The 12655-nt window shown below is 66.2% G+C and carries 14 protein-coding genes; 13 read left to right on the top strand and 1 reads right to left on the bottom strand.

Annotated elements, in window-relative coordinates; translation table 11 throughout:
- The first annotated feature begins 11 nt into the window (after window positions 1-11).
- Genes NQK35_RS03070 through nusB form a run of 12 tightly spaced genes read left to right on the top strand, consistent with a single transcriptional unit; the run spans window position 12 to window position 11333 of the window.
- The gene (locus tag NQK35_RS03070) at window positions 12-1061 is read left to right on the top strand and encodes a tRNA (adenine-N1)-methyltransferase (protein WP_257114515.1); all 1050 of its coding nucleotides are present in this window, start codon (window positions 12-14) and stop codon (window positions 1059-1061) included.
- Window positions 1054-2598: a proteasome ATPase gene (arc, locus tag NQK35_RS03075; RefSeq protein ID WP_009211516.1), complete on the top strand. Its 1545-nt coding sequence runs from the start codon at window positions 1054-1056 to the stop codon at window positions 2596-2598. The genes NQK35_RS03070 and arc overlap by 8 nt, the downstream gene beginning before the upstream one ends.
- Entirely contained in the window at window positions 2595-4115 is a 1521-nt protein-coding gene (gene dop / locus NQK35_RS03080; protein ID WP_257114516.1) for a depupylase/deamidase Dop, read from the top strand. The genes arc and dop overlap by 4 nt, the downstream gene beginning before the upstream one ends.
- Window positions 4116-4140: 25 nt before the next feature.
- Entirely contained in the window at window positions 4141-4317 is a 177-nt protein-coding gene (locus NQK35_RS03085; RefSeq protein WP_009211518.1) for a ubiquitin-like protein Pup, read from the top strand.
- A gap of 1 nt (window position 4318) precedes the next feature.
- On the top strand, window positions 4319-5704 hold the full coding sequence (gene pafA, locus NQK35_RS03090) for a Pup--protein ligase (protein ID WP_257114517.1): 1386 nt from the start codon (window positions 4319-4321) through the stop codon (window positions 5702-5704).
- Window positions 5701-6747, top strand: a complete 1047-nt coding sequence (locus tag NQK35_RS03095; RefSeq protein ID WP_257114518.1) for an FKBP-type peptidyl-prolyl cis-trans isomerase — start codon at window positions 5701-5703, stop codon at window positions 6745-6747. Before pafA ends, NQK35_RS03095 begins: the two co-directional genes overlap by 4 nt.
- A gap of 57 nt (window positions 6748-6804) precedes the next feature.
- Window positions 6805-8016 carry a chorismate synthase gene (gene aroC, locus NQK35_RS03100; RefSeq protein WP_034230769.1) on the top strand — a complete coding sequence of 404 codons (1212 nt, stop codon included), beginning with the start codon at window positions 6805-6807 and terminating at the stop codon, window positions 8014-8016.
- On the top strand, window positions 8013-8522 hold the full coding sequence (locus NQK35_RS03105) for a shikimate kinase (protein ID WP_048741434.1): 510 nt from the start codon (window positions 8013-8015) through the stop codon (window positions 8520-8522). The genes aroC and NQK35_RS03105 overlap by 4 nt, the downstream gene beginning before the upstream one ends.
- The gene (gene aroB / locus NQK35_RS03110) at window positions 8519-9598 is read left to right on the top strand and encodes a 3-dehydroquinate synthase (RefSeq protein WP_048741445.1); all 1080 of its coding nucleotides are present in this window, start codon (window positions 8519-8521) and stop codon (window positions 9596-9598) included. The genes NQK35_RS03105 and aroB overlap by 4 nt, the downstream gene beginning before the upstream one ends.
- Window positions 9595-10119: a shikimate kinase gene (locus NQK35_RS03115; protein WP_009211524.1), complete on the top strand. Its 525-nt coding sequence runs from the start codon at window positions 9595-9597 to the stop codon at window positions 10117-10119. Before aroB ends, NQK35_RS03115 begins: the two co-directional genes overlap by 4 nt.
- A 24-nt stretch (window positions 10120-10143) precedes the next feature.
- The gene (gene efp / locus NQK35_RS03120; protein WP_009055954.1) at window positions 10144-10707 is read left to right on the top strand and encodes an elongation factor P; all 564 of its coding nucleotides are present in this window, start codon (window positions 10144-10146) and stop codon (window positions 10705-10707) included.
- Window positions 10707-11333: a transcription antitermination factor NusB gene (nusB, locus tag NQK35_RS03125; RefSeq protein ID WP_257114519.1), complete on the top strand. Its 627-nt coding sequence runs from the start codon at window positions 10707-10709 to the stop codon at window positions 11331-11333. The genes efp and nusB overlap by 1 nt, the downstream gene beginning before the upstream one ends.
- 80 nt (window positions 11334-11413) lie before the next feature.
- Here the strand turns inward: nusB and NQK35_RS03130 are convergent, their stop codons facing one another.
- Window positions 11414-11710, bottom strand: a complete 297-nt coding sequence (locus NQK35_RS03130) for a DUF2249 domain-containing protein (protein WP_048741450.1) — start codon at window positions 11708-11710, stop codon at window positions 11414-11416.
- Between the two features lie 379 nt (window positions 11711-12089).
- On the opposite strand from NQK35_RS03130, the gene pyrR reads away from it, so the two are divergent.
- Window positions 12090-12653, top strand: a complete 564-nt coding sequence (gene pyrR, locus NQK35_RS03135) for a bifunctional pyr operon transcriptional regulator/uracil phosphoribosyltransferase PyrR (RefSeq protein ID WP_048741453.1) — start codon at window positions 12090-12092, stop codon at window positions 12651-12653.
- Window positions 12654-12655: the final 2 nt, after the last annotated feature.

The raw sequence follows: 12655 nt of genomic DNA on the forward strand, positions 1-12655 counted from the left end.
TCCTTTGCGTAATGACACTTCAGCGAAATAACTGCGATACGGTCGGCAGCTTCGGCCAGCCCACCCGCCGAGGCCCGCTCTCCGAGGGCGATCGCGTCCAGGTGCGCGACCCCAAGGGCCGTTTCCACCAGATCATCCTGGTGCGCGGTGGGCGCTTCCAATCCAACCGGGGCGGGTTCGACCACGACGACATCATCGGGGCCCCCGATGGCCAGGTCATCGTCACCGACGAGGGGCGCCAGTTTCAGATCCTGCGTCCACTGCAGGTGGACTACGTCATGTCGATGCCACGGGGCGCGGCGGTCGTCTACCCCAAAGACGCCGGCGTCATCACGCACATGGGAGACATCTTTCCCGGTGCACGCGTTGTCGAGGCCGGCGCGGGCTCCGGCGCGCTGTCGATGGCTCTCCTAGACGCCGTGGGACCCGGCGGCTCCCTCATCTCAGTCGAAAGGCGCCAAGACTTCGCCGACATCGCGGCGGCCAACGTGGACCTGTGGTTCGGGCGTCGTCATCCGGCCTGGGATCTTCGCGTCGGCGATGTCGACGTGGTCCTTGCGGGCCTGACACCCGCAAGCGTCGACCGGGTCGTGCTCGACATGCTCGCCCCCTGGGAGAACATCGGAGCCGTCACGCACGCCCTGATGCCCGGCGGCGTCCTCATCTGCTACGTCGCCACGGTGACCCAGATGTCTCGACTGGTGGAGGAGTTGCGCGCCTCCCAGCGCTTCACCGACCCGATCGCGTGGGAGGACATGCGGCGCGAGTGGCATCTCGATGGCCTGGCGGTGCGACCGGAGCATCGCATGGTGGCACACACCGGTTTCCTCGTCGTCACCCGTCTGCTTGCCCCCGGCGTGGCTCCCCAGGAGAGGACGACACGCCCCGCGAAGGCGGCCGAGGGCCTGGGTGGAGCCTGGGACGAGGAGCAGGAGTGGACCCTGGAAAAGGTCGGGCAGCGCGTCAACTCCGAGAAGAAGGTACGCAAAGTGCGCCGTGACGTCGTCGCCCAGGCGGACACGTGGGCGAGCGAGGGACGGAAGGAAGACGCAGATGAGTGAGGAGGACGAGCTGCGCACGCTGCGTCGGCGCCTCGTGTCGCTTGAGGAGAAGAACGGGCGACTCACCAACGCGCTGACCACCGCACGCACCGAGCTCATTCGGCTCCAGGGCGAGCTCGCGGACGTCTCCCGTCCGCCGCAGACGCTCGCAACCTTCCTTCGTTCCTTCCCCGCATCGCGTCAGATCGAGGTGGGGCAGGGCGGCAAGCGGATGCGAGTCGCCGTCTCGCCTCAGCTGGACGTGACGGATCTGTCGATCGGACAGTGGGTCAGGCTCGACGACACGATGGTTGCGGTCGCCGCGGATGACTTCCCTCGATCGGGCCAGGTCGTCTCCGTGCTGGAGATAGTGGGCACCGACCGGGTCCTCGTCGCAACCGAAGGCGGCGCGGAGACCCTGATGGAGCTCGCCGGACCCGTGCGCCACGGCAATCTGCGTCCCGGCGATTCTCTGGTCGTGGATCCGCGCGTGGGCATCGCTTTCGAACGCATCGTGCGAGAGGACGTCGAGCAGCTACTGACCCCGGAGGTGCCCGACGTCACCTATGCGGACATCGGTGGCCTGGACGAACAGATCGCTCAGGTGCGCGACTCCATCGAGATGCCTTTCAATCATCCGGAGCTGTATCGCCGCTTTGGGCTTCGTCCCCCAAAGGGCATTCTGCTGTACGGGCCGCCGGGCTCCGGCAAGACCCTGATCGCCAAGGCCGTCGCCAACTCGTTGTCCAAGCGAGGCGGCGCCTCGACGTTCTTCCTGTCGATCAAGGGACCGGAGCTGCTCAACAAGTTCGTCGGTGAGACCGAACGACAGATCCGAGCGATCTTTTCTCGCGCCCGCACACTCGCGGCATCCGACACCCCCGTCGTCGTCTTCTTTGACGAGATGGAGGCCCTGTTCCGCACGCGCGGTTCCGGAGTTTCCTCGGACGTGGAAACCATGATCGTCCCCCAGCTGCTGGCGGAAATGGACGGCGTCGAGTCTCTCGACAACGTCGTCATTATTGGCGCCTCCAATCGTGCCGACATGATCGATCCCGCCGTCCTGCGCCCCGGGCGACTCGACGTGCGCATCCGGGTTGATCGACCCGATCGCGCCGGCGCGCTCGACATTTTCTCCAAGTATCTGACGACCAACGTTCCGATCGGCGCCGCAGAGGTCGAACGCTTTGGTAGCCTCGCCGAGGCCGTGGCAGCGATGGGGCGGCAGGCCGTGGACGCGCTGTACGCCCGTAACGAGACGACCGCCCTGTTCCTCGCGACCCTCGCCAGCGGCGAACACAAGCGCATCTACCTGTCGGATCTCGTCTCGGGAGCGCTGATCGCCGGTATCGTGGAACGCGCGAAGAAGTACGCCATCAAAGACGCCCTGTCGGGTGGGGCGAACGGGTTGCTCATGGAACATCTGCTGCGCGGCGTGCGCGAGGAGATGAGCGAGTCCCTGGAGCTGGCCGCCACCTCCTCGCCCGAGGACTGGGCACGCACGAGCGGACTCGCGCCCGAGATTGTCAGCGTCAAACCGATTGGATCGACGATATGAGTAGCGAACGCATCATCGGCACAGAGACCGAGTACGGCGTCTACCGTCCGGGCGATCCCTGGGCCAACCCCATCGCTCTGTCCACGCGGGTGGTCGCCACCTACGGGCAGATGAGCCGCGAGAACACGGCAAGCGAGGGCTCGGGTGTCGTACGGTGGGACTACACGGGCGAAGATCCGCTCAACGACCTGCGCGGAATGCGTCTGTCGCGCGCCGCTGCCGATCCTTCCCTGCTCACCGACGACCCGTACCACCTCGCACCCTCGGGGGGAAGTGAAAGGGTCGCACGGCCAACCCCGGAGGAGTTGGCGCTGCCGGCGGCCACGAGCGCCGTGCTGACCAACGGCGCGCGCCTCTACGTTGACCACGCCCATCCCGAGTACTCCGCACCCGAGGCCCTGGGCGCTCGCGACGCGCTCCTGTGGGACCGCGCGGGCGAGGTCGTGGCACGTCGCGTGATGGAGCGGCTCGCCGAAAGCGGTGAAGCCCCCATCGTCCTGGTCAAGAACAACACTGACGGCAAGGGCGCGGCCTACGGCACCCACGAGAACTATCAGATGCCCCGCGCCACCGACCTTGACGTGATCGTGCGTGCTCTGACGCCGTTCATGGTGACCCGTCCCGTCATCTGCGGGGCCGGACGCGTCGGCATCGGCCAGAAGAGCGAGTCGGCGGGCTTCCAGATGTCCCAGCGCGCCGACTTCGTCGAGAACGAGGTGGGACTGGAGACAACCTTCAATCGCCCGATCATCAACACCCGCGACGAACCGCACGCAAATCCCGCTCAGTTTAGGCGCCTGCACGTCATCGGCGGCGACGGCAACATGTTCGACGTGTCCGCATTCCTGCGTTTCGGCACGACTTCTCTCGTTCTGTGGGCGCTGGAGCAGGGGACGGACCTGCGCTGGGACAGCCTCGTCATGGACGATCCCGTTCAGGAGACCTGGAACGTCTCTCACCACCCCGACCTGGACTACGCGATTCCCACCGCCGGAGGTTCGTTCACCGCCCCCGAGATCCAGCAGATCTATCTGGACCTGGTCCTGGACACCTTCGCGGAGACCGGCGTGGAGCCCACCGAGGCCGACCGTGAGATTCTCACGCGCTGGCAGTCGGTTCTTGATCGGATGCGCGCCGATCTTTTCTCCGTGTCCGCAGACGTCGAATGGGTGGGCAAGTATCAGCTTCTGAGTCGGCAGAGGGAGCGTGCCGGCTTGGAGTGGTCGGACCCGCGTCTGGCTGCGATGGACCTGCAGTGGGCGGACCTTCGCCCCGACCACGGCCTGGCCTACCGGCTCGCCGCGGCCGGCATGGTCACGCGCCTCGTGAGCGAGGCGCAAGTGGAGCGAGCGGCGGACGTCGCGCCCACGAACACTCGGGCGCACGTGCGAGGATGGGCGGTGGCCAATCGGCCCGACCTCGTCAAGGCCTCGTGGACCTCGCTCGTGTTTGATCCCGGTGAGGGCGACCTCGTTCGCTTCCCGATTGCCGACGCGCGCGACACCTCGACCCGCTAACGACGAACGAAAGAAGAGAGAAACCATGTCGAACCAGCTGTTTGCGGGAGCCCCGACCCCCGGAGACGAGACGAACGACGACGCGGGGCGCATCCAGGCACGCACCTCCTCGATCGATTCGCTGCTTGATGAGATTGATTCCGTTCTCGAAACAAACGCCGAGGCCTTCGTGCAGGGATTCGTCCAGAAGGGCGGCCAGTGACGTGAGGCGTCGCGTTTTCGGAATCGAAACCGAGTACGGCTTGACGGCCGCCTCCGCATCCGGCGGCGCCCCGATGGACGCCGAACACGCTGCGCGCCAGCTGTTCGAGCCGCTGCTACACCAGGGTCGTTCCTCGAACCTCTTCCTGCGCAACGGCGGGCGGCTCTACCTCGATGTTGGTGCGCACCCCGAGTACGCGACGGCTGAATGCGACCAGCTGAGTGACCTCCTTGAGCAGGACCGGGCCGGTGAGTCCATTCTCGCCGATCTTGCCGCGCAGGCGGACCGCGCCCTTGCCGAGCTCGGAACCGACCTGTCCATCCACCTCTTCCGCAACAACCTCGACTCCCAGGGAAATTCCTGCGGGTGTCACGAGAACTACCTCCTGCACCGTCGGCGTGACTTCCGGCAGGTGGCGGACGCCCTCGTCGCTTTCTTCGTCACCCGTCAGATTTTGGTCGGCAACGGATGGATCAACACCGGCGCGGCGACCCCCCGACTGCAGTTCTCACAGCGTGCCGACCAGATGTGGGACTCTGTCTCCTCAGCGACCACGCGCTCGCGTCCCATCATCAACACGCGCGACGAGGCGTTGGCCGACTCGGGTGCCTATCGGCGAATGCACGTCATTGTTGGCGACACGAACGTTGCAGAGCCGACGAGCGCGCTCAAGGTGGGAATGACCGAGCTTCTCATCCACGCGATCGAGGATGGCCTCCACATTGAGGATCTTGCACTCGCAGACCCGATGCGGGCCATCCGGGAGATCAATGCGGACCTCACCGGTCGCGCTCCGATCGAGCTGGCCAATGGGCGCCTCACCAGTGCCGTGGCCCTTCAGCGGGAGATTCGCGGGCGCGTGCTGACGCGCGTCGATGCCGCCGAGCTGGATCCCATGCGCGCCTACGTGGTCGACCTGTGGGGGAGGGGCCTGGACGCCATCGAGAGCGGCGACTGGAGTTCCATCGAGACGGAACTCGATATCGCGATCAAGCGACGCCTACTGTCCTCCTACTGCGCCCGCACGGGAGCTTCCCTGGCCGATCCGCGCGTCGCGCGCCTCGAATTGTCCTATTGCGACATTACGGCCCAGGGCCTGCGTACACGCATGGAGGAAGGCGGCCTCATGCACCGGCTCACCACTCCCGAGGCGGTCGCGCGTGCGACGACGCAGCCCCCGGCCTCCACCAGGGCAAGCCTGCGCGGACGGATCATTGCTGCGGCCGAGGATGCTCGGGCGGACCTCAGCGTCGACTGGGTCCACGTGCGCCTCGACGATTCGGCTGCCGTCCCGCTGTCGCTACAGGATCCTCTGGCCACGTCGGATCCGCGCGTTGATGCGCTCATCGCGCAGATAGACGCGCAGTCTCCTACCATTCCTGCATGAGCCACGCATCTTCCACCCCAGGTTCGTCGGGCGCTCGGCGTTCGAAAGGCTCCTCCCAGAGGGCGGCCGCCCGGGCCGAACGCTCGCGGGGGCCGTCACGCGCGTCGATCTTCCTGCGCGTGATTCTCGCGATCGTGCTCATCGGGGCAGGAGGCGGTCTCGCATGGTGGGCTCTGACGCCGACGGCGCCTGCCGAACCCACGCTGACGACGGAAGCAGCGACACAATCGACGGTCCTCCCTCTCTTTGAGCGCATCAGTGTGTCGGGGCGCGTCGGGGCCACGCCGACGATCGACATTAAGGCTCCGTTGGAGATTGACAGCTTCAAGGCGCGTGTCATCGAGGAGGGAGGGGGCCGCGAGATCACCGAGGGTTCTCCCGTTTTGGTCGCGATCACGGCATTCGATGGTGCCACGGGACGTATGCTTTCCGAATCCGGTCGCCCGCAGATGAGCCTCGGAATCGTCGGCTCGGATCAGATAGGCCCCGAGCTCGCACGAATGGTCATCGGTAAGCGCGAGGGTTCCCGACTGCTCGCGTTGCGTACGATGGCTTCGTCACAGGACTCGTCGGGGGCGGAGCACCCCGTTGAGGTCGATGTCGTCGACATTCTTCCCTCGATTGCCACCGGCACAGCGGTGGATGCAAGCGTCGGTCCGCTCAGCGTCGAGATGAGCCCGGAGGGCCCCATCATCAGCCACATCGCCGACCTGCCGGGTGGGGTCACGACACAGACGCTCATCAAGGGCGAAGGCGTTCAGGTTCACGACGGTGACCGCGTCGTCGCACAGTTCACAGTCGTCGGGTGGAGCGACGGGGTCGTGCGGGTGTCGACGTGGGAGACCGGCGTTCCCGAAGTCGTGAAGCTCAGCACCGCGATGCCGGGCCTCGTCTCTGCCCTCGTTGACCAGAAGGTCGGCTCACGCCTGGCCATCACCATTCCCCCGAACCTCGCCGCGGGCGACGACACCCTGTGCATCGTCATTGACGTTTTGGGAACGGAACCCGGCGCAGGGCCGGGCGAGACAACGCCCCAATCGTAGTTCACCCCATGAGAGCAGGCGCGCAGGAGCATTCGGCGATGTGGGACACTGGTGGACATGCTGAGATGGATGACCGCCGGAGAGTCGCACGGGCCCGCCTTGATCGCCACGATCGAGGGTTTCCCATCAGGGGTTGAGATCACGACGGACGACCTACGATCGGGGTTGGCACGTCGGCGCCTCGGCTACGGGCGCGGCGCACGCCAGAAGTTCGAAGCCGACGAGGTGACGATCCTTGCAGGGGTACGCCACGGAGTCACGACCGGGGCGCCGATCGCGATTCGTATCGGCAACTCGGAGTGGCCCAAGTGGGAGACCGTGATGAGCGCCGACCCCGTGGATCCACGCGATCTGCTCATTGACGCGGGCACCGGAGATGAACGCGAGATCGCACGTAATCGCCCGCTCACTCGGCCTCGACCCGGACACGCGGACCTTCCCGGTATGCTGTCCTACGACCTCGCGGAGGCCAGGCCCGTCCTGGAGCGCGCGAGCGCCCGCGAGACCGCGGCTCGCGTCGCGCTCGGTGTGCTTGCGCAGGCGCTCCTCACTCAGGTTGGCGCGATCCGCCTCGTGTCTCACGTGGTTGCTGTCGGCTCGCAACGCGCAACGTCCTGCGTCCTCCCGACTCCGCTGGACGAGCAGGCGCTGTGCGAGGCGTCGATGCGCACTCTGGATGCCGCCGACAACGACCGTTTCGAGGCAGCCGTGGACGAGGCCAAGCGCGCGGGGGACACGATCGGTGGAGTCGTTGAGGTGATCGCGTATGACGTGCCGGTGGGACTCGGCTCTCACGTCACCGCCCGCGAACGACTGGATGCGCGCATCGCCGGAGCACTCATGTCCATTCAATCGGTCAAGGGGGTCGAGATCGGCGACGGGTTTGCCCAAGCGGCCCTTCCCGGCTCGGCCGCACACGATGAGATCGTGCGCGGGGAGGACGGGCACCTTGTGCGCGCGTCGAATCACGCCGGGGGAATCGAAGGGGGAACGTCCAACGGTGCACCCGTGGTTGCTCGCGCCGCCTTCAAACCGATTTCGACCGTGCCGCGCGCGCTGCGCAGCGTTGACCTAGCCACCGGGGAAGAGGCAGTGGGGCTCCATCAGCGGTCGGACACCTGTCAGGTCGTTCCCGGTGCGCTCATCTGTGAAGCGGAGGTCGCGCTCGTGCTAGCGGACGCGCTCTTTGAGCACGCCGGTGGGCGCTCGGTGACCGAGATGCGCCGCAATCTGGCGGCGTACCTGCGCCGCGTCGGAGAACGCGCATGAGCGCCGACCTGCCCATCGTGCTCGTGGGCCTACCCGGTGCCGGCAAGTCGAAGGTGGGACGCCTCCTCGCACGCGACCTGGACGTGCCGCACATCGACACCGACGCGATGATCGTCGAGCGGACGGGCCGCTCGATCGCTGAGATCTTCGCCAGTGAAGGTGAGGCGATCTTTCGGCTGCTAGAGGCCCGCGCCGTCGCCGATGCGCTCGAGCGCGAGGCCGTGATCTCCCTGGGCGGCGGAGCCGTGGTGACCGAAGCGGTCCGCGATCGCCTCGCCGGCCACACGGTTGTCTATATCGATGCGACGCACGATGAGTTACTGCGCCGCACCGGGTCTCGAAGGCACAGGCCGCTTCTCGTGGAGGATCCCTCCGCCGTTCTTTGCCGACTGCGGGAGGAACGCGAACCCTACTACCGGGCCGTCGCGACGCTCGTCGTGCCAAGTGGCCCCGGCCCCGCGTCCGACGTCGCAGCCACCATCTTTAAACACCTGGAGCTTTCATGACCACCATCACCGTCACCGGGCCGCGCCCCTCGACGATCACCGTCGGACGAGGCCTCGGCTTTGCCCCGATCGTCTCGGCCCTTGACGCGGCCGCCACCAGGGTTCTCATCATTCACGCCCGTCCGCTGGCCTCTCGTGCCCACGCCCTCGCCGACCACCTGCGCGGCCTCGGCTACGAGGCGAGCCTGGCGGACCACCCCGACGCCGAAGCCGGCAAGACGATCGAGGTTGTGTCCTCCCTGTGGGATCGGTGCGGCGATCTCCAGCTCGGGCGTAAGGACGCCATCGTCGCCCTCGGCGGGGGAGCGACGACAGACATGGCGGGCTTTGTCGCTGCCACGTGGCTGCGGGGGATCACCCTCATTAATGTGCCGACCACCCTGCTCGGCATGGTGGATGCCGCGGTCGGCGGTAAGACCGGCATCAACACCTCCGTGGGCAAGAACCTCGTCGGCTCGTTCTATCCGGCCAGTGCCGTCGTCGCAGACATGGATCTGCTCGCCACGCTGCCGCGCGCCGACCTGGCCGCCGGTGCCGCGGAAGTCATCAAGTGTGGTTTCATCGCCGACCCGACGATCCTGACGGTGGTTGAAGAGACGGAGCCCGAGGCGCTCCTGGATCCCGGTGGCGCTGCGCTCGGCGAGATTACGACCCGCGCCATCGCCGTGAAGGCGCGGGTCGTGTCCGCGGATCTGATGGAAGGCGGGCTCCGCGAGATCCTCAACTACGGGCACACCCTCGCGCACGCGATCGAACGAGCGAACGACTACGGCTGGCGTCACGGCGACGCAGTTGCCGTCGGATGCTGTTTCGCGGCGCGACTGGCCCGCGCCCGAGGTCTCCTCACGGACGCCGACGTCGCCCGGCACGATGCGCTGTTCTCGCGACTCGGCCTGCCCACTCGATACGAGGGCACCGACCTTGAGCGGTTGCGTGCGATCATGGCCTCGGACAAGAAGGTCCGCCGCGGAGTGCTGCGCTTCGTCCTCTTGCATGGCATCGCGAACCCTCGAACCGAGACGATCGAGCACTCCGAGCTCGTTGACGCAGCGCGAGCAATCGGTATTCCCTCATGAGCCTCGTCGTTCTCATCGGCGTCACGGGGAGCGGCAAGACGACGGTTGGCCGGATTCTCGCCGATTCCTATCGTCTCGAGCTTCACGAGGTGGATCGCGCGGTGGAGGCCAAGCTTGGGGCGAGCATGCGCTCCCTCGTCGTTCGACGCGACGCGAGGCTGGCCGACGTCGCACGCGACGAAGCTCTTCGTGCGCTGGACCTGCGCGAGGGCATTGTCACCCTCGGGGCATCCCAACCCCTCGATCCCGTTGTTGCCGCCGCCGTTGACCGGGCGCGCCGCGCCGGGGCGATCGTCGTCGAGCTCAGCGCCGATCTTTCGGCGGTATCTCGCCGCGAAGGACTCGGCGCACCGAGATCGGTCGGACTCGGAGCGCCTCGCGCCGTTCTTGCCCGCATGATGGAGCGGGCCCGGATCTCGTATCAGCGCGTGGCCGATGCAACAGTGGATACGAGCACCCGCACCCCGCAAGAAGTCGCCGATGTGGTGGCGCGCGCGTGTAGACTGACCTCTGATTACTGATTCCTTCACGAGTGAGGTACCCCTGTGGCAACGACAAATGATCTGAAGAACGGCCTCGTCATGGTGATTGACGGCCAGCTCTGGCAGGTTGTCGAGTTCCAGCACGTCAAGCCCGGCAAGGGGCCGGCCTTCGTGCGCACCAAGATCAAGAACGTCCTGTCCGGTAAGACCGTCGACAAGACATTCAACGCCGGCCTGAAGATCGAGACCGCGACCGTGGACCGCCGCGACATGACCTACCTGTACCAGGACGGCACCGACTACGTCTTCATGGACCAGTCGACCTACGAGCAGATCAACGTGCCCGCCGAGACCGTGGGCGACGCCCGCAACTTCATGGTGGAGAACCAGGACGTCATCGTCTCCCAGCACGACGGCACCGTCCTCTTCGTCGAGCTGCCCGCCACCGTTGTCCTGACGATCACCCACACCGAGCCTGGCCTGCAGGGCGACCGCTCCTCGGCCGGCACCAAGCCCGCGACGCTTGAAACGGGCTACGAGATCCAGGTTCCCCTCTTCATGGAGGAAGGAACGCGCGTCAAGGTCGATACCCGCGACGGCTCGTACTCGGGTCGCGTGACCGAGTAATGTCGAAGCAGCACCGCTTCACGTCGCGCACGAAGGCCCGCAAGCGCGCGGCCGACGTGGTCTACGAGGCCGATCAGCGCGGGATGGGTTCCAATCCCGACGCGCTGCGCGACCTGCTGCGCGAACGCCGCGTCATCACCGCGGCTCAGACCCCCTTGCCGGAGTTTTCTCTTCGTATCATCGGGGGAGTGGCGGACAACCTGCGCCGCATCGACTCGCTGATTTCCGCCCACGCCCGCGTTCCCGGCCTGGATCGGATTGCTGCGGTCGATCTGGCCGTCATGCGCGTTGCCGTGTGGGAGATGCTGGAAAACGACGAGGTGTCGCCGATCATCGTGATCGACGAGGCAGTCTCAATTGTCCGCTCGATTTCAACCGACACGTCTCCCGCTTTCGTCAACGCAGTGCTTGACGCGATCCGCAAGGACTTAGAGTCCCCTGCATGGTCTCGGCGCACCGACGCAGACGAGGCAACCTCGGCGGGGGAGGCCTCGGAATCCGTCCGCGGTGAGCACACTGACCTGGCGGAGCAGACTGCGCCGTCGCGTTCCCTTCCCGACGGCGCGACGCCGCTCGACGGGGCGTCCGTGGACGATGAGCTGGACGAGCTCCTGCAGGAGTACTAGTTTCATCCGCTGATGAGAGGTGGCCGGTCCCTTCGCGGGAACCGGCCACCTCTTCGTTGTTTGTGTGCTTCGGTGACAAACTAGAGCGCGAGTCGGGTGGCCCGCACGTCCCAGTACTCGGGGCCGTCCGTGAGCACCTCGAAGGTCCACTCGCCGGGTAGCTGGGCGATTTGGGCCAGGAGGGGCCTGGGCAGGTGCGGCGCGCGGATAATGAAGGCTTCGCCCGCATTCATCGACTGGGCGGCGCCGAGTACGGCGGCGTGGCGAATCCGGTGAGGGATCGCCGATGCGTCGATCATCGGCTCCGCACCCTCGTGTGCGCCGCAGCCGCAACCGTCGCTACGTACCTCGGTCAGGGGAAGTTCTTCGATGGTCATTGGTGACCTTTCTGTGGTGACGCTGTGATTGGCGCACGCGAGTCGTGCACACGCGTAATTTTACCGGTTTTTCCCCTTCGATACCCAGTGGGATGGGGCGACGCGAGCGGCCCGTGAGTTATACCCGGTAGGGGTATCATAGGATACCCCTACCGGGTATACCCTCTCGCACCCGTTCGATGTGGGCGCTGTCGTTGGGAGGCTGAATGAGGTCACGACGATCGTTCCGGGATGCTTACGCCCTCGATCACGGCCACGATGCGTCGCTGACTCGCACGCCGTCGCCCGCCTCGCCGTGACGAATGCGCGCCGGGCGCGTACCATGATGGCGATATGAATCCTTTAATGACCGTCCCGTGAGGCGGGGAAGGAGCTAGCAGTGGCAGCACTGCATGCCGATCGCGCTCAGCGCGGCAAAGAAGTACTGGGAGTCGGCGACGTCGCGCGCTCCCTGACGCGTATTGCATACGAGATCGTCGAACGCAACGGAGGCGGCGAGGGCCTCGTCATCGCGGGCATTCCGACTCGAGGAGCGACGCTTGCTCGTCGCCTCGTTAACAGAATTCGCGAGGTGTCGGGCACCTACGCGGATCTGGCGATCATCGACACCACGCTGTTCCGAGACGACCTCGCCAGCCAGCCGCTTCGTTCTCCGAAGGAAACGCTGATACCGGCCGCTGGGATCGACGGAAAGACCATTATTCTCGTCGACGATGTGCTCTACACGGGGCGCACCATCAAGGCCGCCCTCGATGCGCTGACCAGGATCGGCCGACCGTCGGCGGTCCAGCTGGCGGTCCTGGTGGATCGCGGGCACAGGGAACTGCCGATCCGGCCCGACTACGTCGGCAAGAACCTGCCGACGTCGCGCGAGGAGACCGTCACCATCTTGCTTGACGAAACGGACGGGCGCGACGGCGTCCTTCTCGGGAAAGGCCGATAAGC

This window comes from Schaalia odontolytica, from assembly GCF_024584435.1.
Lineage (GTDB): Bacteria > Actinomycetota > Actinomycetes > Actinomycetales > Actinomycetaceae > Pauljensenia.

Coding starts and splice junctions, on each gene's coding strand:
- dop (WP_257114516.1), top strand. CDS start 2,595: ATGAGTAGCGAACGCATCATCGGCACAGAGACCGAGTACGGCGTCTAC.
- NQK35_RS03085 (WP_009211518.1), top strand. CDS start 4,141: ATGTCGAACCAGCTGTTTGCGGGAGCCCCGACCCCCGGAGACGAGACG.
- aroB (WP_048741445.1), top strand. CDS start 8,519: ATGACCACCATCACCGTCACCGGGCCGCGCCCCTCGACGATCACCGTC.
- aroC (WP_034230769.1), top strand. CDS start 6,805: ATGCTGAGATGGATGACCGCCGGAGAGTCGCACGGGCCCGCCTTGATC.
- NQK35_RS03070 (WP_257114515.1), top strand. CDS start 12: ATGACACTTCAGCGAAATAACTGCGATACGGTCGGCAGCTTCGGCCAG.
- NQK35_RS03115 (WP_009211524.1), top strand. CDS start 9,595: ATGAGCCTCGTCGTTCTCATCGGCGTCACGGGGAGCGGCAAGACGACG.
- nusB (WP_257114519.1), top strand. CDS start 10,707: ATGTCGAAGCAGCACCGCTTCACGTCGCGCACGAAGGCCCGCAAGCGC.
- NQK35_RS03105 (WP_048741434.1), top strand. CDS start 8,013: ATGAGCGCCGACCTGCCCATCGTGCTCGTGGGCCTACCCGGTGCCGGC.
- arc (WP_009211516.1), top strand. CDS start 1,054: ATGAGTGAGGAGGACGAGCTGCGCACGCTGCGTCGGCGCCTCGTGTCG.
- NQK35_RS03095 (WP_257114518.1), top strand. CDS start 5,701: ATGAGCCACGCATCTTCCACCCCAGGTTCGTCGGGCGCTCGGCGTTCG.
- NQK35_RS03130 (WP_048741450.1), bottom strand. CDS start 11,710: ATGACCATCGAAGAACTTCCCCTGACCGAGGTACGTAGCGACGGTTGC.